Source organism: Shewanella sp. KCT (assembly GCF_007636505.1).
Classification (GTDB): Bacteria; Pseudomonadota; Gammaproteobacteria; order Enterobacterales; family Shewanellaceae; genus Shewanella; species Shewanella halotolerans.
On the sequence record NZ_LVDJ01000009.1, the window covers coordinates 136,270 to 160,268 of the forward strand.

A 23,999-nucleotide genomic window follows, 5' to 3' on the forward strand; every position below is an offset into this window, starting at 1 on the left:
AGGCTTATGTGCAGATACATCTGCTACACGCCGACTCTTTGCTTTAAAGAGAGTCATCCTTGGAGGCTCGACGATGGCATCCCTGCCATCGACGTCCGCAGATGCATCTACACTCGGTATCTAACGTTTCTTCGATTTGGCTTCATCTGTTGCTAGTAGATACAAGCTATTATTCTTAAAGAAAAAACGTATAAAAATGTGAAATGAGATGTTGAATATCAGCAACAAGTTAGATTAAAGTATCACCAATCAAGGACAGAGCTAGGCTAACTCGAATCTAACATCGACTACGCCATTCAGGGAATGAAAAAGCCAACCAACATGCGCCAATCATACCCCTTTAAAAGTTAACTTTGCTCTCATTTATTTCCAACCGGAAGCGGTGAATGTCTCGTCTTTTTTAAATAAGTTCGGTCTCGTTTTGTTTTGGGATGAGTTACTTTCTTCTAGTGACGCCACCTTATTATTAGTCAAAGTTTCAATTGCTTATGGTGTTGCTGTGAGGTGAGTTAGGTAGTCATAATTTATGTATCCGATATTGTCGCTAATAAGCGTTCTTAACTTGCGGCAGACGATTTTTAGCAAAACAGAAGTGATATTTAAGTTAAGCCGAAGTATTAGATAGCGCCAAATGTAATGGTATAAACACCTCATTCATTTATGACAGCTTGAAAGCTCTAACCTAGGCTCTTAAAGCTAAATTTTTAAGAGGCCAGCAATTGACTTCAAGTGAAGAAGAGATACAACCCTCCCGCCGCAGGGTTGCCTCAAATTAGCCCGAAGGGCACGGATTATAAACTCACGGATTGAGTAGCGAAAACCACCTCTCTCCGAATTAATGAACTGCTCGTTACACGAGGCTGATAGCTCGTGAACTAGATCTTTTTGTGCACGTAGGGTGATGATCAAAATTTCCATATTGAATGGTTAATGGTTTTATTTTTAAGGTTCGGAGGAAAGATGCTGCATCTTTTGTTAGGGTTGATTGTGTTGGTTGTCGGCATTGTTTTGTTGAAAAAAATTATAAAATTCATAGTGGTAGTGGCTGGTGGCGTGCTGGGCTTGGTAGCCGCTGTGTTCTTGGGACCTGCTGCCTTGTCGGCGATTCTATTGGAAAAATGCGCCAATGCCCTGCGGTTAAAGCTGGTCATGCCTTACCTGATGCTAGCTGGGTTCACTCTGCTGGTTGGCTGGATCTACCTTGAAGGGCACAACTACGGGCTGCAGAATACGGGCTTTGGTTACTACCGCAACCTGATCACGCTGCTGGTTGGACTGGCGGTTATCGGTGCCGTGTTCAAGACTCGCGGGCTCAATGCAATCAATGCCAATCAGGCCCTGCTGCTAAAGAAAGAGAGGCAAAGTTGGGCGCTGTTCCATGCCGCTCTGTTGCTAACCCTATGTGCCATCATCTCACCCCGTATCGCCGCCGAGACCGAATCACTGAACGGTCTGCAAACCTGGCTGGGCGGCGCTTACTGGGTGGTTGGCCTGCTGGTGCAACTGTACGCTCTGATGGACACCAATGTGCGCTGGACCTTCTGCTCCCAAGCTTTTGCCGAACTGTCCGAGACCGAGCAACTCAATGCCCGGGAACACTGTGAAACGCTGGCCGATGAGCATCACCTGGATCAGGCCGATGCCGAGGCGCTATATCAGGGCTGCGTCGTCCTGCTAGTCGAGCGAGGTGTGCTGCATGAATATGAGATACTGGCTGACTCTTGGGTCTTCAATGCCAATTGGGACGAGCACAACCGCCGGCGCATTGAAGATATGATCAACGCAACGGCCCGCCTGGACTTGGATGTAGTGGTACAATTGATCGGCCAGACCTACTGTCTGAATGAAGAGCAGGCCAGAGACTTTCTCGAATTCAATGCAGGGCTGGGCGTGATCTACGGCATCGGCACCAACGCTTTCTTTGTACCGCTAAAACAGTTAGACAACATCCGAGTTTGTACCTCCTGCGGGCACGCCGAAGAGGGCCACGTGCCAGAGCAGGGCGAATGGTTCTGCTCCACCACCTGCCGCGAAACCGAGAACCTGTGCCTGGAAATCAAAGACAAACCCTACAAGGAGTTTCTCGACTGCGCCGCCACCAGTGGCTTTGTGCTGATGGCCGGTGGTGTGGCGTTGGATACCAACCATAAGTTGTTCGCCACCGGCGGCCAGGGTCACGGTTTTGCCGCCGAAAACGCCAACCACAGGATTGACAAGCTGATGATGAAAGAAGTGGAACTCGTCGGCGGCGACAACGCCAAAAACGGCGCAGACCGTCTGGTTGACGGTGCCAGCCTGCAAACCAAATACTGCAGGACTGCCGCGCGCAGTGTAGGTGCAGGTTTTGACGGGCAGGGTGGCAACTACAAATACCTGGATGCCCAGGGCAAGCCCATGCAGATCGAGGTGCCCAAGGACCAGTACGAACTGGCCTTAGAAACCATGAAAAACAAGATCAAGGACGGTAAGGTGCCGGGCGTCAGCGATACCGAGCAGGCCAAAGACCTGGTGGTCAAAGGTCATCTGACCTATGATCAGGCCAAAAACATCACCAAGTTCGGCACTCTTGAATCAGTCGCGTATGACATCGCCGAAGGGGCGATTGTCGGTACCGTGGCTGGTGGCATCAGCTTTGCCCTGAGTGCCTGCGTCTACTACGCCTCCACTGGTGACAAGAAGCAAGCACTCAAGGTCGCCGCCATACAGGGCGGCAAAACCTTCGGTAAGAGCCTGAGTGTATACGTTGGTGCCCAGCAACTCAACCGGGTCGCCGTGGTGCAGAATGTGCTGAGCAAGATCGACGTTTCAGCACTGTCGCACAGTAAACGTAGCCTGCTGCAGAAAGGCTTTGGCGTTAGCTCCACGAACAGCCTCAACAAAGCCCTGCGCGGCACCGTGATCACCTCCATCGTGCTGATCGCCGTCACCACTGGTCCGGATATGGTCAAAATGGTCCGTGGCCGCATATCCAAAGCCCAATTTGTCAAGAATCTGGCAGTGGTGTCGTCTGGCATTGCCGGTGGCACCGTCGGCTCGATTGCTGGTGGCATCGTATTCAGCCCCTTCGGTCCGGTCTCCGCCATGCTAGGCCGCGCCGCAGGTGGCATTATCGGTGGGGTGATCTCCTCAGCCATCACGAACAAGATCGCTGGAAAACTCGTGGAAGAAGACCGAAAGCGCATGCTCAAACTGGTACAGCATCAGCTCGAATACCTGGCCGTAAGCTTCATGCTGACCAAGGACGAACTGCAAAACCTAAACCGAAACCTAGACCAAATCCTTCAGCCCAAAACGCTGGAAATCATCCACGCTGCCAAGTCTGAACAACGTGCCATGGCCAACTTCATTCTAAAGCCGGTGGTAGTCAGCGTGGTCAAACAACGCCCAGCCTTCCAGTATGATGGAGTTGAGATTTTCTTTGCATGTGAAGAAATAGCTGCGTGATTGCTAACATAAATGGGGTCATAGCAAATTTTATTGGAGAGTTGATTTGCAGATGAATCTGTTGGGTTTTGTGTTCATCGTGCGTTGGGGTAGGCTGGGTGCTAAAGTTGCTTACGCTGAATGTGGCGTTATGGGGTAATCGAGTTATGGAGAAGTCGATGAATATGGAAAAATGGAAGCAAGTACGTGCCAAGGGTAAAGCTAAATTTATCTGGATGAATGGCTTTCTGTTTAGGGGCGTTTCTACTGCAGTGCTATGGTCAACTTTGATGCAGTTGTTTCAGCCACAGGAACCTATTTGGGTTAGACTGCTTGTCGCTATTATCGTTTTTCCAGTTGGCGGTTTAATTTGGACCAATTGGCTTTGGTACTCCTCAGAGCGCAAGTATCGTAAAAATATATAACAAGTGACTTCGGCGTTTAGCCTGTTTATCTCAGTTTTTACACATCCTAGCTCCTCATTCTTAAGCAGGAGCTTGTACCTCTAATCTCTGTCTTATCTTCTTTTCATTACCAATGCCGCCAAATCGAAGAGACGTTAGATACCGGGTGCAGATACGCCGGTGAGCTTCCGAAACAGGGATGTTTCGGCAGAGCCTATAGGGATATATTCAAACAACATCCCTGTTTAAATGCCAGTTCGGCATCCATGCCTCTCGTTCGTGAGCACGAAGCGGTGCTTCACTCACCGTCTCACAGGCGTATCTGCACATCCCCCGCCGGGCAGGCGTTAGGTTGCAGTGAAGGTGCGACTTAATACATTCTTGGTAAGTAGCTATGAAGCTTGGTGTTACTTAAGCGAAATTTAAGCGAACTCAAGCTTGGTATGTCATCAAGCGACATGCGTGGCTAGGCGATAGCTAGCCACAAAAAACGCCCATTAAGGGCGTTTCTTATAAGCAATAACCTAAACGCAATTAGGCTTTCTTAGTCGGCATTAACGCCGGAACAATAAACACCACCAGGGCAATCAGGTAGGTGCTGAAGGCCACCACCATCCACTGTGACATTGTGATACCAAACATCTCCCATGGAATGTCGGTGCACATGCCCGTCGGCAGGAAGACAGAAGGGAACCACTCGTGTAGCGGCATCCATTCTGGAAATTCCGGCAGGAAGGAGCAGGTGGAGAAGGGCGATGGGTTGGTTTGCATCTCGACCAGTTCCAGTGCCAGCTTGAGGCCCCAGGCGGCGCTAACGCCCCACAGGAGTACGCCGAGGAAACGCAGCAGACGGAATTGATGGCCAACCACGCCGATGAGGCCGGCGGTGAGTACGCCGAGTACCGCTAAGCGCTGATAGATACACATGACGCAGGGGTCGAGTTTCATCACGTGTTGAAAGAAGAGGGCACAAGCTTCCAGGCCTACGGCTGTGAGTAGCAGTAGGGTCCAGGCTAAACGAGACTGTGCAAATCGGGTCAGGGCACTCAACGATATTCTCCTATAAAAAAACGCCTCTAACTGCTAGAGGCGTTTTTAAGACTTTACGAAACTAGATAAGTTCAGTCAATCAACAAATTAGTGTCCGGTGACTGCGCCCTTGGCCGCTTCCGCCACCGAGTGGTGGATCAGCATATGGGAATCGTAGAAGTACTGGGTCATCTCGCCCAGGAATCCTGTTTCGATGGCCAGGATGCCCACTATAGACAATACGATAGTGTAGGGCAGCGCCATCCACACCATGCGACCGTAGGAGAGTCGGATCAATGGGGCAATCGCCGAGGTCAGCAGGAACAGGAAGGCCGCCTGACCGTTAGGAGTTGCCACAGATGGCAGGTTGGTCCCCGTGTTGATGGCAACTGCCAGCAGGTCGAACTGATCGCGGGTGATCTGCCCATCTAACAGCGCGGCTTTCACCTCGTTGATATAGACGGTACCCACGAACACGTTATCACTCACCATAGAGAGCAGGCCGTTGGCGATATAGAAGATCACCAGCTGGGTGTTACCCTCGTAGCTCAGTGCCCACTGGATCACTGGGGCGAACAGTTGCTGGTCGATAATCACGCCCACGATGGCGAAGAAGACTGCCAGCAGCGCGGTGAAGGGCAGTGCCTCTTCGAAGGCCTTACCCAGGGCATGCTCGTTGGTGACGCCGTTAAAGGCGGTGGTTAGGATGATCACCGACAGACCGATAAGGCCCACAGAGGCCAGGTGGAAGGCCAGGCCGACGATCAGCCATACACCCACAAACGCTTGGATAACCAGCTTGATCTTGTCATGCTTGGTGCGGTGCGCATCTTCATAGGAGGCGTAATCGGACAGAATTTTGTGTACCGCCTCTGGCAGCTGTTGGCCGTAGCCAAACCACTTAAACTTTTCCACCAGGAAACAGGTGGCGATACCCGAGATGAACACAGGCACGGTAACCGGGCCCATGCGCAGGGCAAACTCACCGAACTGCCAGTTGGCCTGGGCGGCGATGATCAGGTTTTGCGGCTCACCCACCATGGTGCACACACCACCCAATGCGGTACCGACACCGGCGTGCATCAGCAGGTTACGCAGGAAGCCACGAAATGCCTCTAGCTCATCTTCACACAGGGGATGTCCTTCACCATGGCTGTCGGAGGTGTGGTCATGATCGTCGGTAAAACTTTTGCCAGAGGCCACCTTGTGGTAGATGGAGTAGAAGCCTACGGCCACGGCGATGATCACGGCGATTACCGTCAGCGCATCGAGGAAGGCCGACAGGAAGGCCGATGCCACACAGAACATCAAGGAGACCACTACCTTAGAGCGGATCTTGGTGATCATCTTGGTGAACACAAACAGCAGCAGCTGTTTCATGAAGTAGATGCCGGCCACCATGAAGATCAATAGCAGCAGTACTTCCAGGTTGGCTTCTATTTCATGCAAGACCTGACTGGGCGAGGTCATGCCTATGATGACGGCTTCGATGGCCAGCAGACCACCGGGTTGTAGGGGATAACATTTCAGCGCCATTGCCAGCGTGAAGATGAACTCGACTACCAGTAACCATCCGGCGACGAATGGGTTGAGGTAGAAGACGATCGGGTTGATCACTAAGAATGATAAAATTGCGATTTTGAACCACTTAGGAGAATTTCCTAAGAAATTGTCAATAAACGCCTGACTCATGGTCACAGGCATGGCATCCTCTCATCTATATAATTATTTTTTGACAGAAAGTTAACGAACTGTCCGCTGTTCAATTCAGTGTATCCTAATGATATGTAGAATTTAATACTTTTATGGCACCTATTGCCCAAAAACGGACATTAACTGCAATCTATATCACAAGCTTGTTGATGTGGTGTGTATTTTGCCCAGTAATGAGATCTGAGTCCTTGATCTTATCCAGTAATGTTACGGATTAGGTTTCCATTTTTTACCGCTCTGGTATGATCAGTTCCCAAGATAACTTTGAATAAATTGGAATAGTGGCCTGATGACAACTGTCCCCCAAGTACCTGTAGCGCCTAAAGACAAAGATATTATTGAAGCGAAAGGTCCTGCGAGCTTTGCCGAAAAGTATATTGTTCGTTCGATTTGGGAGGGAAAGTTTCCACCCGGTTCCATTCTACCTGCCGAGCGTGAACTGTCTGAATTGATCGGCGTGACACGTACAACGCTGCGTGAAGTGCTGCAGCGCTTGGCCCGTGACGGCTGGTTGACCATTCAACACGGTAAGCCAACACGAGTTAACGATATCTGGGAAACCTCGGGTCTGAACGTGCTGGAAACCATCGCCGATCTTAACCCTGCCGGTGAACCTGTGCTGCTGGAGCAGCTTTTATCTGCCCGCACCAACATCAGCGCCATCTATTTTAAGGGCGCCGTCCGTTACAACCCAGACAAGGTGCTTGAGGCGTTAGCGCCACTGGCCACCCTGAAAGACGATGCCAAGGCTTTTATCGAGTTCGATTACCAACTGCATCACACCCTGGCGTACCATTCGGGTAACCCGCTTTATGTGTTGATCCTTAACGGCTTCAAAGGCCTCTATAGCCGTGTGGGTGAAGAGTACTTTGCCATCGAGAAGGCGCGCGAACTGGCGCTGGACTTCTACCAGGCGCTCGAAGCTTTGGCCAAAGATCACAACCACAACGACGTGCCTGTATTGATGCGTAGCTACGGCATCAACAGCGGCAAGGTGTGGCAGCGTTATAAGGCGAATCTGATGCAATCGGCCGAAGCGAGCAAGGCTTAAGCGCCAGCTGCAAAACCCTTTGATAAAAAGGCCGCTCATTGAAGCGGCTTTTTTATGGCGTCTTTAAATCTGTTTGTTACTCGCGGCGTTAATCGATATCGAAGTTGTAGTAGATATCCAGTGTCTTGGAGATGGTACCCGAGACGCTCTCCAGATAGAGCTGGGACATCAGGTAGTAGCGCACCGTCATCTCATAACCTGGGTTGAACACCCCGACACCATATTTGACCATAAGATCTTCGCCGATGAAGCCACTGATGGCGACCTTGCCATCGTCGTTGGCGTCGAACTGCACGTTGGAGATGCCGAACTTCTCTATGATGCTGGAGGCGGAGCTGCCGAGATTGCTAAAGGCGTTGTCCCCCAGCTGATTGCCCAGGGTGAGGGCGGCGCCCATCATCAGGGCATTGTTCTGATCTGAGCTGGTGTTATTCAGCCCTGTGCCCTTGATAATGTAGGAGAGGATCTCCGCCTGCTCCTTGGCAGGGTTGGAGAAGAGGGTGACCACAGGTTTTAGCGGCGTGCCGGTAATGCGTACCCCGGCGACCACATCTTCATCCTTGATCTCGCGAATCGCCTCGATATTCAGGTTAGGCACCGCCATGGGGCCGACAAACTGCACCTCACCCGCCTTGATTGAGAGGGTCTGACCCATAAATTTGTAGTTACCGTTAACCACCTTGATGTCGCCATAGAGTAGCGGCGGCTTAAAGGCGGCCTGGCGCAGCTCCAGGGTGCCCACCAGCATGCCTCTGAGCCCCATGCCGTCTATGGTGAGCTTGTCGCCTACCTTGATCGCTATCTGGCTGGTGACGGCGATGGGATCTTTCACCTGGGCTTGACTGGCCAGACTGTCGTTGAACACCACGTCGCTGGACTCGGCCACGCCGCCCTCGGGCAGCTGGACGATTTTGATGTGGCCAGATGGCACATCCAGCTTGCCGCGAATATCCAGGTGCTTATCGCTAAAGCTGATGTCCAGATCCGGCGACACATCCAGTATCGCCAGCGGTGGCTGAATGATGGCCAGCTTGTCGCCGCTAAAATTAAGATCCCCCTTGAGGCCCTCTTGCCAGCCAATCACGCCATCTACCTTGGCCTTGCCATCGCCCATGGTCCACTGACCCTTCACCTGGCCCGTCTGCCCCTGCAGGGTGAGTTTGAGGTTGATGTTATCCAGCAGGGTCGGGTTAGCGGCCGCCGCCAGTTGGCCATTGACCAGATCTAACGTGCCGCTGAGATCCGGTTCATTCAGCGTACCGCCCAAGATGATGGCGCTGGAGACCTGACCGTCGAGCACCTCAAGCTGAGGCGTAAAGTCGGCCAGGGCATGCAGGTCGATATCTTTAAGATCTATCTTGCCGCTCAGCCTGTGCTCGGGATCTGTGCTTATGGTGAGCTGACTGTCTATCTTGGCGAAACGCTCTGATTCCAGCTGTGTGTCTATGGCCAGTTGCAGCTCATCCAGGCGGGCCTTGAGGTTGAGGTAATGGTACTGTGCCTCAATATGGCGCTTGGTGGTGGTGAGATCGAACTGTCCCGGCGCCATGGCCAGGGTTAGCTGACCCGTGGGCTTGGCGCCCTTGGCCCATTGAAGCTCGCCATCGAGCTGAGTCGGCCCCTTCCATTTAAGATTTTCAGGCAGCACGGGTGACAGCAGGGCGCCGAGATCGCCGACAAATTGCAATCGGGTATCGCCCTTGTCGCCAAGCTCTGCGGTGTCGGTGAGGCACAGACTGGCGGCGTCATGTCGCCAACAGAAGGGGGAGATCTCGCCCTTGGCGCGCTTGTTGTCCCAATAGAGGTCGATGGGCTCATCCAGCGCCATGGCGCCGAGGCGAGAATTGAGGCTGATGCGCTTTATCTTGGCGTCGAAGCGCTGGGTTTTCTCGTCGAAGGTGGAGGCGATAGAGGTGTTAAGCTGCAGGTCGCCATAGGTCTGCAGGCCCAGTTTCTGTTTGGCCATATCCCCCTTAAAGCCCAAGGTGAGGTTATTCAGCGCCATGCCTTGCCCCTTGATACCTGAGGACTTCAAGGATAGGGCAAACTGATGTGCATCCTGGGGGCGGTAGAAGGCGATAAGCTTGGCCTTGTCTACCGTGATATCGGCGTACTTAAATTCTATGGTATCGGCGTTGATGGCCACTTCCGGGTGCTCGTCATCGCCCGAGACATTGATCACCGCCTTGATGGCGCCGCTGGCATTGGGATCCCACAGGCTCAGCGCGGGCACGCTTAGCTGACCGTCTAGCGCCCAGGCATCATCTACCCGTCCGGAGAGGGTAAGCTGCGATTCCAGGGCGTCGAGCTGCAGATGCTCTGCGTTAAGCTGGAACTTATCGTTCAGGGAGATATCTCCCTGAAGCCTAAGGGGGTATTGATCCACCTGGCCTTCGAGATCCGCCTGGCTGATGCCTACCGACCACTGTTTATCGCTAAAGCGTCCCTGGCTATGCAGGCTGCCGCTTATCTGAGTTTCGGGCAGAGGTTTATCAGGCATTACATCCAGCTGGGCAAGATCTAAGCCTTGGGTGTCGGCCTCTAGCTGCCAGCTAATCGTCTCGCCGTAGCCCAGGTTGCCCTTAAGATCTAGATTGCCCATCTCGCTGTCGACGGTAAGCGCCGCCACCTCGACTTGCTTATCCTGATGGGTCAACTGGGTCTTCAGGCTTAACCAGGGGTGATAAGGAGTCTTAAGCTCACCATTTAGACTAAGGCTCTGGGACGCTAAGCTGCCGCTCGATGTAAGGGCCAATGCCTTGGCCTCATATTGGGCCTGAACTAGCGGCCACATCAGGTGCGGGCTGGAAAGCGTCATCTTGTAGGGCATTGCAGGCGTGCTCAGGTTCGCCTCGGCATCTAGGTCCAGCGCGAGGTGACCCTCGCCCTTTAGCTTGACGGCAAGGGCTGAGAAACCGCCGTTGAACTCTGCGTTCAGGTGCTGGCGCTTGAGATCCGGCAGCTCGCTGACCTTGTTGCTGGTGAGATCCGCCTCGAGATGCAGCGCCATGGGATAGTCTTGAACCAGGCTCATCTCACCATCGAGGCGCGCCTTACCATAGTCATGATCTAGGGTCAGGCTATCGACGGTGATCTTATAGCCAAGGTAGCTGCCGGCAAGGTCGATAGCGGCAAATTTGTCTATGCGCTCGCCGAGCCTGAGCTCACTGTCAACCAGATGTGCGCCATCGACAAAGATGGGCATGGGGATCTCGACCTCGGGCAACTGACTCAAGGGCCAGCTCGCCTGCGCGTCTTGCTGGTCAGCTTTTACCTGATTTTGAGCCTGCATTTGGCTATTAGTTTGATTTTGCTGCGCGCCATCTTCGCTCTGCCCAAGGGGAATCGAGACCAAGAGACCGTTGCTGTCGAGCCGATTGACCCTCAGGCCTGTCTCTAACCAGCTGGCCTTGGCCGCGAGCTGCTCGGCATTAAACTGCATCTCATTGACCCGCACCCTAATCTGATTGAGGTCGCTCTGGTTGAGGATTATGCCGATAGGCAGGGTGAGCGGAGTATGCTCGCTTGTTTCGTCAGTTGGTGCTGTCTCCTCGAGAGGAGCGTCTGGCGATGATGAAGTGAGCTTGTCTGTGTCGATATCGACCCTTACCGCATCGGCGCCTAGCGAGTCGACACATACCTGGCGCTGTAGCAGGCACAGGGGGCGCCAGTTGAGGCTAAGCCCCTCGGTTTCGACCTCTATGCCTGTCATCTGCCACTTGGCGTGTTCCAGTTGCAGCTGACCGTTGAGGGTACCACCGCCGTAGCTCAGGCTTAAGTCCGGCACCAAGAGATCGGCGAGATTGACCGCGATACGACTGCCAAAGGGGGTGCCTATCAAGATAGCCAGCAGGATGAGCAGGGCGAGCGGCAGATAGAGCAGCACCCTGACCAGGTTACGCAGCCAGCAGAGCAGGCGGTATAGCAAAGATCTCTGTGCTGCCGTTTCGCCGCTCTGCGTTGATAGCAGCTGTTCCGGCGTCATCTGCCCTTGGTCGATTCCATCTGGCCGCTCTATCATAGCTCGGCCCCCATGGTGAGATGGATGCGCCAGCTGCGATCAACTGTCTCAGTCTCCTTAAGGCCCACACCCAGGTCGAGCTTGATGGGGCCGATGGGGGAGATCCAGTGGACACCGCCGCCCACAGAGACGATGGGCTCGAACTGCTTATCGTCGAAGGCATTACCGGCATCGACGAAGGTAGCCACTCGCCAGGTAGGGGTGAGATAGTATTGATACTCCAGGCTGCCGACCATGAGGTAGCGGCCACCCACCACCATGCGGGCCAGCTGATCTTGGCTGTTGGTATATTCGATATAGGGGCCAAGCTCCTGATAGCTATAGCCGCGGATACTTTGATCGCCCCCGGCAAAGTAGCGCAGCGAGGGGGGCACCATGGGCAGATTCTCTTCGCTCACCAGGTTGGCGCCCAGATCCAGCCGGGAGACAAACCTGTGCTTGTCGAAGAAGGTGTCTATCCACTTAAACTTGGCCTGTAGCCGGGTCAGACGTAGATCTGAACCAAGACTCGGGTCGGCATGCTCCAGGCTGTAATATTGAAAGAAGCCCGACTTAGGATCCAGGCTCTTGTCGCCTCGGGTGGTCTTGGACAGGCTGGTGCCGAGCAGCAGGACGTCGGGATTATACTTGATATCAGACTGGGTATACTCTTCGTTGATGGCATCTAACGAATAGGTAAACAGCCATTGGTTTTGCAGGCGTTTTTGCCTGACGACCCCCACGAGTTTCTTGATCGATTCCAGCTCACCCGTGTTGCGATAGTCGCGCTTATCGGGATCGTAGATCTGGCTCACCCCATATTTATCCCTCAGCAGGCCGAGCCGTAGTTTAAGCTGATCGTCCAGCGGATGGGTGAGGGGAATGGTATAGGTGGTTAGAAACTTGGGCCTGTCAGGCGACCATTCGACGCTGGTCTCCTGTGAGTGGCCATAACGGTTGATCTGCGGCGTGCGCCAGGTCACCCTGACTCTCGGTTCTATGTTATTGTCGATGGAGTTGCCTATGTCGGCGCCCAGACCCAGCTCGATGGAGTGGCTGGGTTTAGGCGTTACCTCTACCCGAATGGGCACTCGGTCATCCTGCATCCTGTCCAGTTGCGGCAGCACCTTGATATTGGTGAAGTAGCCGGTATCCACCAACTCACGGTTGAGGGCGCCTATCTTACCCGTGCTGTAGTGGGAATCTGGCTCAAAAGGGATCAGCTTGTCGAGAAACCCAGGCACTAAGTCGTGACCATTGAAGCTGACCTCGCCGATACGATAGCGTGGGCCCGAGTCGTAATGCAGGCTGATCTGCGCGCTGTCGAGATCCCGGTTGACCACTATCTGATTGGTCAGATATTTGCCCTCGAAGTAACCCCTGGCTAGGGCGTAGGTGAGCAGCTGCGACTTGATCGCCTCATATTCGCCATGATTGAGCACATCGCCGGGTTTGACTTTTATCTGCCTGAGCCAGGCGTTGATCACCTCATCATCGAGGATCTCGCCGGACAGCTGAATATCTATCCACTGGATCACCGTCGGGGCGCCTGGGGTGACGGTTAGGCGGAGCGTCCAGGGGCCAGATTCTGGGCTCTCCAGCTGCTGGTCTATCTTGCCCTTGTAGTAGCCCAGGGAGTGTAGCGCGGCCTCTATGTTCTCTTCGGCGTTGAAGATATAAGCGCGGCGCTGCACCTCTGAGCTTGGGAGGGCGCCGAGGTGGGCGGTGATGTTGCGTTTAAGCGACTCGCTCGCGCCGTCGACCTCGACCTTCAACCAGTCGTTTGCCCAGACGGGGGAGACCCCCATGCTGAAGCTGAGTAGGGCGAGTATCGATAGCCGGGATAAGGTCGCAAAGATCCGCAAGAAAAAGGCTCTATCTAGTTGAAAAGTTTGTTGCTGTTTATTGTCGCAGATTATAGAGGCCAAGCAAGATGGTGATTGTAATTAATGATGAAAATCGGTACAAAGAAGGCAAACAATAACGAGGAAGTCTACCGTGAGAAGCACTTTTACCCCCTCCCTACTGGCCGGCCTGATGGGCCTGTTGATCAGCACAGGCGTAGCGGCCGAAACCCAGCCATTTTCCATCGCCATCCATGGCGGCGCCGGCACTATCTCTAAGGCCAATCTAACCGAGGCGCAGCAGCAAGCCTACCGCGACAAGCTAAAAGAGGCGGTGGATGCCGGCTATAAGGTGCTCGAGAAGGGGGGCGATAGCCTGACGGCGGTGACCACTGCCATCAATATTCTCGAAGACAGTCCGCTGTTTAATGCGGGTAAAGGCGCGGTTTACACCTATGACGGCACCCATGAGATGGACGCCTCCATCATGGATGGCCGCAGCCTCAACGCCGGCGCCGTAGCCGGGGTGAAACATATTAAAAACCCGATCAACCTGGCGCGCGCTGTGATGGACAAGTCGCCCCACGTGATGCTCTCGGGTCAGGGAGCGGAGGAGTTTGCCCTGAGTCAGGACTTTAGCCTGGTTCCTGTGACCTATTTTGATACCGACAGTCGCTATCAGCAGCTTCTCGATGCTAAGGCCAAGTTGAAGGCGGCCGAGAGCAAGGAGGCGGGCAAGCCTGACTATCAGGCCTCGGTTAACTATCTGGATTTGGATTACAAATTTGGCACCGTGGGCGCCGTGGCGCTGGATAAGCAAGGCAACCTGGCGGCCGGCACCTCGACCGGCGGCATGACGGTCAAGCGTTTCGGCCGTATCGGTGATTCGCCGGTGATCGGCGCCGGTACCTATGCGGAAAACCAGGTGTGCGCGGTGTCGGCCACCGGCCATGGCGAGTATTTCATTCGCTACCATGTGGCGGGGGATATCTGCGCCAAGGTGAAGTATCAACAAAAATCGATTCTGCAGGCGGCGGATGAGGTGATCAACCAGCGCCTGATCACCGCAGGTGGTACCGGCGGGGTGATTGCCATCGATCAGCGCGGCAACATCGCCACCCCATTTAACACCGAAGGCATGTACCGCGCGACTCGCAAGGGCGGCGAGCCGGCCAAGGTGATGATCTGGCAGGACAACTAAGCACATTCAACAAAAAGCAATCCAAAGTATAGGTTTGTTTTGAGCCGGGCCTGGGCTTATAGCCCTGGGCCTGGCTTTCGCTTTTATCTCTAAGCTTTTATCTTTAAGCTGCTTATCTCGTACTTCTTCACGTCAGCCCCTAAATCAGTTTACCTCAGTAACCCCCTGTCGACTGACTTCATCGAGGCGCTGATAAAAGAGAATTATGCTGCAAAATCGCCTCTAATCTGTCAATTGTGCTTAACGCTCGATGTATTGACTTTATGTAAAATTTGTAACCTCTTTGTCACTAAGCTGATTTATAGTGTGCGCTGGTCGAAGGATCAGCACCGCAGTAATTTGAGCGATAAGACTCGGATACTGTCTAGCACAGCACTAGTTAAACACTAGGTTAATGGATAATTTTAGGGGTTAATATGTTTACTAAAGCAAGCGCGCTTGCCTTGGCGATTGGTGGTGTCTCCACCTTTGCCCAGGCCGCAGACGATCTGATCATCTCAGAGTATGTAGAAGGCAGCAGCAACAACAAGGCCGTCGAATTCTACAATCCCACCGGCGCCGCCATCGATTTAAGTCAATATCAACTCGAGTTCTACTTTAACGGCAGCACCAGTGCCGGCTCTACCATAGCCCTTAGCGGTAGCCTGGCTGCCGGCAAGACCTATGTTGTGGCCGATAACGATGCCGCCGGTGAGATCTTAGCGGTCGCCAATCAGCTAAGCACTGCCAGTTTCTTCAACGGTGACGACACCTTAGTGCTGCGCAAGCAGGGCCAGGTGATCGACAGTCTTGGTCAGTTGGGCACAGATCCGGGGTCAGAGTGGGGCAGCGGCGATCTGTCGACGCAGAATAACACCCTGCGCCGGGATCCTAACCAGCTGATCGCCGATACTCAGCTCGATGATGCCGTGACCCTGGCCACCTGGACAGGGCATGTACAGGATGATTTTAGCGATCTCGGCCAGTTTGCCGGTCAAGGTCCGACAGATCCAACTGACCCGACGGATCCTACCGAGCCGCCGGTGAGCCTGGTCTGCCATGATCCGGCCACCAAGATCTCAGCACTGCAGGGCAGTAGCGATATCAGCCCCCTCAACGGACAGAGTGTAACGGTCGAGGCGATCGTGACCAGCAATCAGGAGGCTGGGCTCAAGGGTCTGTTCCTGCAGATGGCCGATGCCGAGGTTGACGGTGACATCAACACCTCAGAGGGGGTCTTCGTCTATACCGGTGGTTCGCTGGGTTATCAGACGGGCGATCGCGTGCGTCTGACCGCCACGGTCAAGGAGTATAACGGCCTGACCGAGCTGACCAATGTCAGCGAGCACGCCTTGTGTGACAGCGCTCAGGCTCTGCCGAGCGCCGCCGAGGTGAGCCTGCCACTGGCCCAGAGCAGCGACCTGGAAGCAGTCGAAGGCATGCGTGTACACTTTACCCAGAACCTGGTGGTGAATGAGGTCTATAACCTGGGACGCTACGGCGAGATCTTGCTTGGTAGCAAGCGTCACTTCATTGGGACTCAGGTGGCCGAGCCTGGCAGTGACGCGCTGGCGGTGAGTCAGGCCAACGCCTTAGACTCAGTGCTGCTGGACGACGGACTAACCTCACAAAACCCAGACCCTGTGCGTTACCCAGCACCAGGCCTGAGCGCCGACAATACTGTGCGTGTGGGCGACTCTATTACCGGGCTTCACGCCGTGATGCACTATGGCTTTGGCAAGTATCGCCTGATGCCAATCGATACGGTTAACTTCGTGGCGACCAACCCAAGAAGCAGCGAGCCAGCCTTGGCCGCTGGCGGTAACCTCAAGGTCGCCAGCTTCAACGTGCTGAACTACTTCAACGGCGATGGCCAGGGCGGCGGCTTCCCGACGGCTCGCGGCGCCGATACGCCAAGCGAGTTTGCCCGTCAGCGCGCCAAGATCATCAGCGCCATGGTGAGCATAGACGCCGATATCTTCGGCCTGATGGAGATAGAAAACGACGGCTTTGGTAGTGAGTCTGCTATCAATGACCTGGTGAGCGGTCTGAACCAGGCGGTGGGCGAGACAAGATATCAGTTTATCTCGGCGCCAACGCCAACCATAGGCACAGACGCCATTACTGTGGGCATGTTATATCGTAGCGATCGCGTTACGCCTGTGGGCGCGGCCAAGGTGCTGTCTAGCGCCAACTCGCCGCTGGATGAGCAGGGTGAGGTGCTGTTTAACGATGGTAAGAACCGTCCGAGTCTGACCCAGGCCTTCGAGGTCTTGGGTGAAGATCAACAACTCGTAGTGGCGGTAAACCATCTTAAGTCTAAGGGCAGTGATTGTGTCAGCCTGGGTGACCCAGACCTCAACGATGGTCAGGGTAACTGTAACCTAACCCGTACCCGCGCGGCGACCGCCCTGGGGACTTGGCTGGCCAGCGAGTATGGCGAGCTGCCAACCCTGGTGATTGGTGACATGAATGCCTATGCCAAGGAAGATCCAATCGATGCGCTACGCGGCGCCGGTTACCTCGAGCTGTTCGACCATCTGGGCAAGTCGGGCGCATACTCCTATGTCTTCTCCGGTGAGACGGGGCAGCTTGACCATGCATTGGCCAATACTCAGTTAGCCGACAGGGTTGTCGATGTGGCCGAGTGGCATATCAATACCGACGAGCCAAGACTGCTGGACTACAACGAAGAGTTTAAGTCTGCCGGTCAGATTGAGTCGCTCTACAGCAGCGATGCCTATCGCTCTTCGGACCATGACCCTGTGGTGATCTCCCTGCTGCTGGAACGTGAGACCATAGCGCCGGTCGCTAGCTTCAGTTATGAGTTACAGGGCCGTACCCTGAGCCTGGTGAGCAGCGCCACGGATGAAGATGGTGAGATCGTCGATTATCAATGGGATCTCGGTAACGGTGAGACCGCCAGCGGCAAGCAGCTTAGCTATCGCTACGCTAAGGCCGGTGAGTACCCAGTGACCCTGACGGTAACCGACAACGATGGTCTGAGCCATAGCGTGACTCAGGTGGTCAAGGTACAGGTGAAGCAGCAAAAGCCTGTTGCCGTTATCGAGCATCTGGATCTCTGGTTTATGGATCTGTTCATCTCGCTAAGCTATGACGCAGACGGTGGGATAGTGTCCCAGTCGTGGAAGTTTAACAATGGCAGCAAGCAGACGGGCCCGGTTGCCATCAGCTTCGGTCACCGCGCCAGTAAGGTAAAGCTGACGGTTGAGGATAACGACGGCCTCAAGGGTAAGGCAAAGTTGAATTTTTAGTGTTTAGTTTGCGCCGATTGAAATGGCCACCTTAGGGTGGCCTTTTTTATGCTTAATTAATGTCTAGATTTATGTAATCTAATGATTTTAATGGCTAAACAGCCGCATTACTTTCAGCTAATAGCTAAAGGTTTGCATTGGGGCTGGGTTAGCTAAAAATGTTCTTAACAATAATCATTTCTATTATCATGCGGTTGGCGCTAACCCTTGTCAATAAAGGGCTAGCGCCATTTTGGCGCCTCTGGCTTGAACTACAATTAGGTGCGAATCCTAGGTGAGAGCAAAGTTATGGATAGCTATCAGAGACTTTTAGTGGTTGTTGATGAACACGATTTTAGTTTAAAGGCCGTTTCCCGTGCCGTGTATTTGGCCAGTAAAACCCATGCGGCAATCATAGTGATGATGTTAGAGCACAGCCATTTCGTCAATCGTCTGGTGGACACCTTCGAGGCCGATGCCAATGAAGTGCAGTCCCAACCCCTGACCAAGGAGCGTAAGCTGAGTTGCTTAAATGCCTGTATCAGTCAGGCGGCCCAATCGGGGCTCTCCATCTCCAAGGCGTCTATCGCCTGTCATAGCAGCGACGATGTACTGCAGTTTTGCGACGACTTCAAGGTGGATGCGGTGATCTTGGCCGCCTCGCGCCATAAGCTATGGAACTGGCTGACCATCAAGCCGCTGGATGTGCGGCTGATCCGCGAGTCTTCCCGCCCCGTGGTGGTGGTTAAGGACCATCTGTGGCAACCCGGCGGGCATATTCTCTCTCTGGTTGAGCCCTGCGCCGATGATGTTACCCACAGGGCGCTCAATGACGCCGTGCTGCAGACCTCTGAGCATTTCTCTCAGCTGCTGGCTGGGGATTGTCATCTTATCGATTGCTACTATGGCGAGACGCCAAGCATCTCCTTCCATCAGGCGCTGGCTCCTGCCAATGATGAGAACTACCACCTGCAGCAGATGTCTAGTTATTCCAGCCGCTATCACCTACAGCCAAAGGGGGCTGCGGTGAGTAACCATCATCTTCATCTGGCCAAGTCGCTGCCGGAAGATGCCATCGAGTCCTTAGCCAAGGAGGTGGATTCTGAGCTGGTAATCGTCGGCGATACAGGCAATGGCAGCATGTTCTCCAACATGTGTGGCCATGTGGGGGAGCAGGTGATCGACAGGATCCAGTGCGATCTCTTGGTAGTCAAACCCCAAAGCGCCCACGCCATCTAGCCCTTTTATGTTTGAATGAGCCACTGTGAGAGTCGGTGGTTAGTCGGTTAGATAAATGAGAGTTAAAAAACCAATAAGCGACGCATTAGGCGTCGCTTATTGGTTAGACAGATATCACAGATTGAGTGGGAACTAGCAGTTAGTCCTATGAACTACGCCTTCTTGACCCCTCAATTTTTACCCCATCTATTCTTTGCACCATTTATTTCTTGACCCATTTTCCTTGGGGAGTCTGAATATAATGGCCCTTGGCGGTAGCCGCTATCGCCTTCTCGGCGGCCAGCTTGGCCACATCATCTACGCTGATCTGATTCTTGCGGGCAATCTTTTCGTAGTGCGCCTTGCGCTTGGCGTTGACCGACTTGGCCAGGGCGCTGGCCTCACTATTGTTGACCACCACACCTAGATATCCATTGACCTGTTCGCCCACTAAACCTTGCGCCTTGGCGTCTTGCAACGATATGGCGAAGGCATTGAGGCTGAGAAGAAGTCCGGCCATGAGGACGAGTATTTTGCTTTTCATTAGGATCACCTTATACCTTGATTAGAAGAGTTCATCGTTGTTGATCAGCTCATCGAGCTCTTTATCCACCTTAATCTTGATCTCATGTTCAATCTTAACGTTAAGGTTGATAACGATAGGCTTCTCAGGTGGCTCTATCTTGACCGTTGGCGTGCAGCCGCCCATGAGCAGCACGGCGGCCAGGCTCAGGGTTATCGTCGGCAAGGTTAGCAATTTCTTCACAGTGCTTCCTTAATCTGGTTGAAAATTCTATTGGCTATGGTCTTAGTGTAGATCCCTAAGATGACCATAGGCTGAACGTTTGCTTTTGTCGCTGGCTATGACTCTTATGTCGATGCTTGTGCGAAATTAGTTGGCCATGGCCCGCTCGATTTCAGACTGCAGTCTATCACCAATTTGTAAACTCTTGAGTAACTGCAACATATTTTCTTCCTGAGCGTAGTTTAAATGGATAGGACGTTCAATATCTTTGGCACGGCCCTTCACCTGAACCTTTAGCAGGGCATCGCCGTTGGGGGCCATGTCGAAACTGCTGGATAGCTGGGTGTAGTGCAGCTCCTCCAGTGCCGAAAAGGCGAAATCGAGATAGGGCTGCGACAGGCGCATCTGCAGCACGGCCGGATTGTCATCCACCTTGATGAGGCCACCGGGGGCGCGCGCCGCGAGCTGCCCATTGGTGATGCTTACCTGACCATGCTCCAGTTGCACCGGCAGCACGCCGTCGAAGATGCCATCGGCATAGATGCCGGTTTGGGGCTGGGCGGCGAGCAGCTGCTCGAGATCAAGCCCCTGAAGCACCAGATAGGCGGAGGAGGGAGCGCCGAGGTTAAGGTTAAAGATGGGCAGTAAGATCTCGCCCCCCAAGGTGTTGGCCCTGGCATCGAGCTTGACATCGGCGCCGCTCAGCGCCAAATCAGCACCTGTTTGAGCACCGAATGCGGCTTCTGTTTCGCCTTGAGTCAGATCTAATTCGAGTTTGGCGTGGGCGTTTATGTTGGTGATCAGCACGCCTGGGTTGAAGGCGGCAACCTTGAGTGACAGCGGCTCACAGGCAAGCTTTGCCGTTTGAGAGTGAGGCGCTTTGACACCATCTAGCTGGCATTGGCCGCTAAACTCGGCTTGCTCGAACGGCAGGGCGTTATAGCTACCCTCGCTGAGTTTGACCTCTGGGATTAAGGCAAAGGCAAAGTCCATCTTATCGCCGTGCCAGTTGAGGCTGTGCTTGCTGGTGAGATTGATATCGCCAATTAAGGGATTTTCTAGGCTTGTGCCTTGCATACGGGTTACACGCTTCATCAGCTCGTTGGCATCACTTGCTAGCGTGAGTTCTCCTGTAAGCAGCCTGGGTTTAAGCGAGTGAGTGAGTCCAAGATGATGCTCGCTGTAAAATGGCAGGCCATCCAGGTTCCAGCGCTCTTCGGTTGCGAGTTGATAGCCTGGCGATGAATCCGTTTTTAAGCCAAAGCGCTCAGCTTGGATCGAATTTTTTGATGCCTCAGCTACAGGTTCTGAATAGGACTTAGTGCTTGGGGCGGCCCCTGATTGCAGGGCACCTTGCCAACGAAGCGACTGACTCAGGCTGGCGCCAGGGAGCTTAAGCAGCGTTTTGCGGCGCAATTTATTGAGGCGAACACTCTCCTCGCTCACCTTAAGATTGGTTAGCTGGTAGTTCACCTCACTCTGCCAGGGGGAGGCTAACAGGGCATCTGGCGACAGTGATAGCGTCGATTGTGATTGTGTCGATTGTGATTGTGTCGACTGTGATAGTGTCGCCGCGGCGCTTTCTGTTCCGGTATTTGCGTCACCCTTGGTGGTTTTTGGGGTTAGCGCTATGGTCTGGGTGGCAAGGCTTAACTCATCGAGGTTGACCCGAGTGGTTCTAACTTGAGTTGTTTTAACTTGAGTGGTTTTAACCTGAGCTTGAGTCTGTTCTTGGCCCTTTCCCTGAACGGCTTTCTGCTCGCTGGCGACCAGCTTAATAACCTTTAACCCGACGGGGGGGATCACCAGAGCTTGCGCATCGAGGCGCAGTGGCTGCGCGGCTTCGAGTACAAACTCACTGGCGGTAAGTTCGCGCTCCAGCGGCTTTGCTGTTCTCTCTGTTTTTGAGGCGGCTGTGATTGAGGCGTCTGTCATTGAGGTGTTAGCCAATGAGACCTCAGGTATCGACACCTCAGGCAGCGTCAGATGAGGGGAGTGAGTGACACTCATAAAGCTCGCTAACTCGGCCAGAAGAGGCTTACCTGGGCTAAAGGTAAAATGACCAGCGCCAAAAGTGGTGCGAGTCTGCTCGCTGGTCAGCTGGGCTTCTGCTTGCCCTTGCCATACATCGCCTTGTAATTGCTCTGCTTTTGGCTCCTTGCTTGCCATCTGGAGCGCAGGCCAGCTTAGATGATGCCCGTCGATTGCGACTTTTAGCCCTTGCCAATCGAGGTTTAGCTTAAGTTCTGGCCCCTTTTCGAGGCTGAGATTGAGTGGCGCCGGAATTTCTGTGGTGATTTGGCTAGCGCCCACCTTAAGGTCTCTATGATTAAATTCGGGTTGCGCTAGGTTCAGCTCGCCCGCCAGGGTTAGATTGAGAGTGCTATTTTTTTGCGAATCATTTGTCGAATCATCTGTCGCATCTGCTTGTCTGGCATCCAGCTCGCCTTCGAGTTTCAAGTTTGCTTTGGCAAGATTGAGGCGATTGTCTATGTCGGTTTTATTCTTAGGCCGATCCTGACAGCCGTTGCTTGTCTCTGGATAGGGCGGCAGGATTAGGCACAGCGGCTGTTTAAGCGCTGCATCAAGTTGCCAGTTGCCGGTGAGCTGCCAGGTTGAAGTTGGCTTCGATTCAGGATCGTTTTTCAGCCTGGCTTCTTCTAGCCTTGCCTTTTCTAGCCTTGCCTTTTCAAGCTTGGCTGCAAGCACTAATCCCTGAGTTTCAACCTTGGCGGTGAGAATTCCTAGCTGCACGTCTACATCTTGGAGTGAAAAGTCGAGCGCATCTTCACCACTTATCTCTCGGCCAAGCTCCAGGGAGAGCTTGGTGGTATGTTCATCGGCTGAGCGATTATCTGGTGCCTGCTTATCATGTGCTTTCTTATCATGAGCCTTCTTATCATGAGCCTTCTTATCATGAGCCTTCTTATCATGAGCCTTCTTATCATGAGACTGGGCCTCAAGCGCCGTGAGAAGGGCGGTGACCGGCTCAGATTCACCTGCCAGTTCTCCAAGCTGCCCCAGCGATGTGTTGCTGGTGACCAAAGTTGGCGACAGCGTTAAATGCAGATCGTTAAGGGGGCCATTCAGTCCAAGTATCATGCTCTGACTGGATTGAGCCTGATTGGATTTAGCATGACTGGATTGACTGATATTCGTGCCGTCTTGTTTGGCACGTCCCAGGCCCGTCACGGCAATGCTTAGTTCTGGCGATAGCGGCTGGCCACCTAGCCGTTTCAGCTTGATGTTAAGCCCATCAAATTCATGGCTTGAAAGTAGTTCACCCTTGATAAGGTCTAACTCGCCGCGGGAGTTGAGGCTGCCGCTTAGGGAAAAAATTTCGGTTAAGCGCTCATTAACATCATGCAGGGCCGTGACTAATGCAGGTGCCTTTGAAAGGCCTGGCATGTCTGGCTTTGGTTCGCTTTGGCCGGCTGAGGTGAGCGCACTAAGTTCGCCGACGAGGCGGCCCAGGGGCTCGAATTCGAGCCGACTCTCGAGTTGCCAGCGGGTCTTCTCGAGTGTCGCCGCAAGGCTCAGCAGGGGCGCCTGATAGAAGCTGAGGGCGCCGGTAAGCTGACCTTGATTATCCAGGTTAAGATAATCCAGCTTGAGGCCCAGGGGTTGCGTCTGTGAGGCGCTAGCTTGTTTGCCTAACAGGTTGAAGCCGACTTCGCCCAAGGCGATCTGCGGTAGGGCGCCCAGATTGAGGGCGCTGCTGGCGCCTGATGCTTGCTCACGACCTAGATTATCGAAATAGTCCTGGCTCAGTGATACCTCGGCGCGGCGCACCGAAAGCGAGTCTATCTGGGTGAGCCCCATTGGCGCCGATAACCAGTCTTCGGCGAGTGTGAGCTCAAGATCGTCGAGTCTCACCAGGTTGTTATCGACCTTAAGCTGCGCCATGGGCAGCTTGAGCGCCATCAGATCGCTGGTGCTTAAGCGCAGCGCTTCTATGCTAATGCCAGCATCAGCCAGATAGGGATTTGCGAGACGTTTAACCAGGTATTCCAATTGACTCGCCACTAGCACGAAGAGCAGCAGGGACAGCGCCATTGCGCCGGCTATCCATTTTATGCTGCGGGAGGTAAAAAAACGTCGCGACATCTGTCCCTGTCTCTGATTATTTAGCGAAAGT

General features: G+C 53.7%; 13 protein-coding genes. 6 read left to right on the forward strand and 7 right to left on the reverse strand.

From position 1 onward, the window contains the following. The first annotated feature begins 960 nt into the window (after positions 1 to 960). Both AYI87_RS13975 and AYI87_RS13980 read left to right on the forward strand, forming a co-directional pair. Positions 961 to 3,444 (forward strand): hypothetical protein, encoded by a 2,484-nt coding sequence (locus AYI87_RS13975; protein ID WP_144203075.1) that lies wholly within the window; start codon positions 961 to 963, stop codon positions 3,442 to 3,444. A gap of 158 nt (positions 3,445 to 3,602) precedes the next feature. Further along, a complete protein-coding gene (locus tag AYI87_RS13980; RefSeq protein WP_144203078.1) occupies positions 3,603 to 3,848 on the forward strand; it encodes a hypothetical protein in 246 nt (81 codons plus the stop codon). Positions 3,849 to 4,361: 513 nt separating this feature from the next. Here the strand turns inward: AYI87_RS13980 and dsbB are convergent. Together dsbB and nhaB are read right to left on the reverse strand one after the other, a co-directional pair. After that, positions 4,362 to 4,877, reverse strand: a complete 516-nt coding sequence (dsbB, locus tag AYI87_RS13985) for a disulfide bond formation protein DsbB (protein ID WP_011865974.1) — start codon at positions 4,875 to 4,877, stop codon at positions 4,362 to 4,364. Between the two features lie 87 nt (positions 4,878 to 4,964). Then, positions 4,965 to 6,560 (reverse strand): sodium/proton antiporter NhaB, encoded by a 1,596-nt coding sequence (gene nhaB / locus AYI87_RS13990; RefSeq protein ID WP_144203080.1) that lies wholly within the window; start codon positions 6,558 to 6,560, stop codon positions 4,965 to 4,967. Positions 6,561 to 6,858: 298 nt separating this feature from the next. Between nhaB and fadR the strand changes: the two genes are divergently transcribed. Then, positions 6,859 to 7,620 carry a fatty acid metabolism transcriptional regulator FadR gene (gene fadR, locus AYI87_RS13995; protein WP_011865972.1) on the forward strand — a complete coding sequence of 254 codons (762 nt, stop codon included), beginning with the start codon at positions 6,859 to 6,861 and terminating at the stop codon, positions 7,618 to 7,620. 88 nt (positions 7,621 to 7,708) lie between these two features. Here fadR and AYI87_RS14000 read toward each other — a convergent pair whose 3' ends face one another. Then, complete coding sequence (locus AYI87_RS14000; RefSeq protein ID WP_144203083.1) at positions 7,709 to 11,641, reverse strand: translocation/assembly module TamB domain-containing protein; 3,933 nt, start codon at positions 11,639 to 11,641, stop codon at positions 7,709 to 7,711. Beyond that, positions 11,638 to 13,428 carry an autotransporter assembly complex protein TamA gene (locus tag AYI87_RS14005; RefSeq protein ID WP_260865148.1) on the reverse strand — a complete coding sequence of 597 codons (1,791 nt, stop codon included), beginning with the start codon at positions 13,426 to 13,428 and terminating at the stop codon, positions 11,638 to 11,640. Before AYI87_RS14005 ends, AYI87_RS14000 begins: the two co-directional genes overlap by 4 nt. A gap of 229 nt (positions 13,429 to 13,657) precedes the next feature. Here AYI87_RS14005 and AYI87_RS14010 point away from each other — a divergent pair, with 229 nt between their 5' ends. The 3 genes from AYI87_RS14010 to AYI87_RS14020 all read left to right on the forward strand — a co-directional run bounded on the left by AYI87_RS14010 (position 13,658) and on the right by AYI87_RS14020 (position 19,137). Then, positions 13,658 to 14,665: an isoaspartyl peptidase/L-asparaginase family protein gene (locus tag AYI87_RS14010; protein WP_144203223.1), complete on the forward strand. Its 1,008-nt coding sequence runs from the start codon at positions 13,658 to 13,660 to the stop codon at positions 14,663 to 14,665. Between the two features lie 416 nt (positions 14,666 to 15,081). Then, positions 15,082 to 17,919, forward strand: coding sequence for an ExeM/NucH family extracellular endonuclease (locus tag AYI87_RS14015; protein ID WP_144203089.1), 2,838 nt, complete (start codon positions 15,082 to 15,084; stop codon positions 17,917 to 17,919). A 288-nt stretch (positions 17,920 to 18,207) separates the two neighbouring features. Further along, on the forward strand, positions 18,208 to 19,137 hold the full coding sequence (locus tag AYI87_RS14020) for a universal stress protein (RefSeq protein WP_144203091.1): 930 nt from the start codon (positions 18,208 to 18,210) through the stop codon (positions 19,135 to 19,137). 202 nt (positions 19,138 to 19,339) lie between these two features. Here the strand turns inward: AYI87_RS14020 and AYI87_RS14025 are convergent, their stop codons facing one another. From AYI87_RS14025 to AYI87_RS14035, 3 genes are all read right to left on the reverse strand, one after another. Next, positions 19,340 to 19,660, reverse strand: coding sequence for a YdbL family protein (locus tag AYI87_RS14025; RefSeq protein WP_144203094.1), 321 nt, complete (start codon positions 19,658 to 19,660; stop codon positions 19,340 to 19,342). 21 nt (positions 19,661 to 19,681) lie between these two features. Beyond that, the gene (locus tag AYI87_RS14030) at positions 19,682 to 19,825 is read right to left on the reverse strand and encodes a YnbE family lipoprotein (protein ID WP_160290154.1); all 144 of its coding nucleotides are present in this window, start codon (positions 19,823 to 19,825) and stop codon (positions 19,682 to 19,684) included. Positions 19,826 to 20,008: 183 nt separating this feature from the next. After that, positions 20,009 to 23,968: a YdbH domain-containing protein gene (locus AYI87_RS14035; protein WP_144203097.1), complete on the reverse strand. Its 3,960-nt coding sequence runs from the start codon at positions 23,966 to 23,968 to the stop codon at positions 20,009 to 20,011. Positions 23,969 to 23,999: the final 31 nt, after the last annotated feature.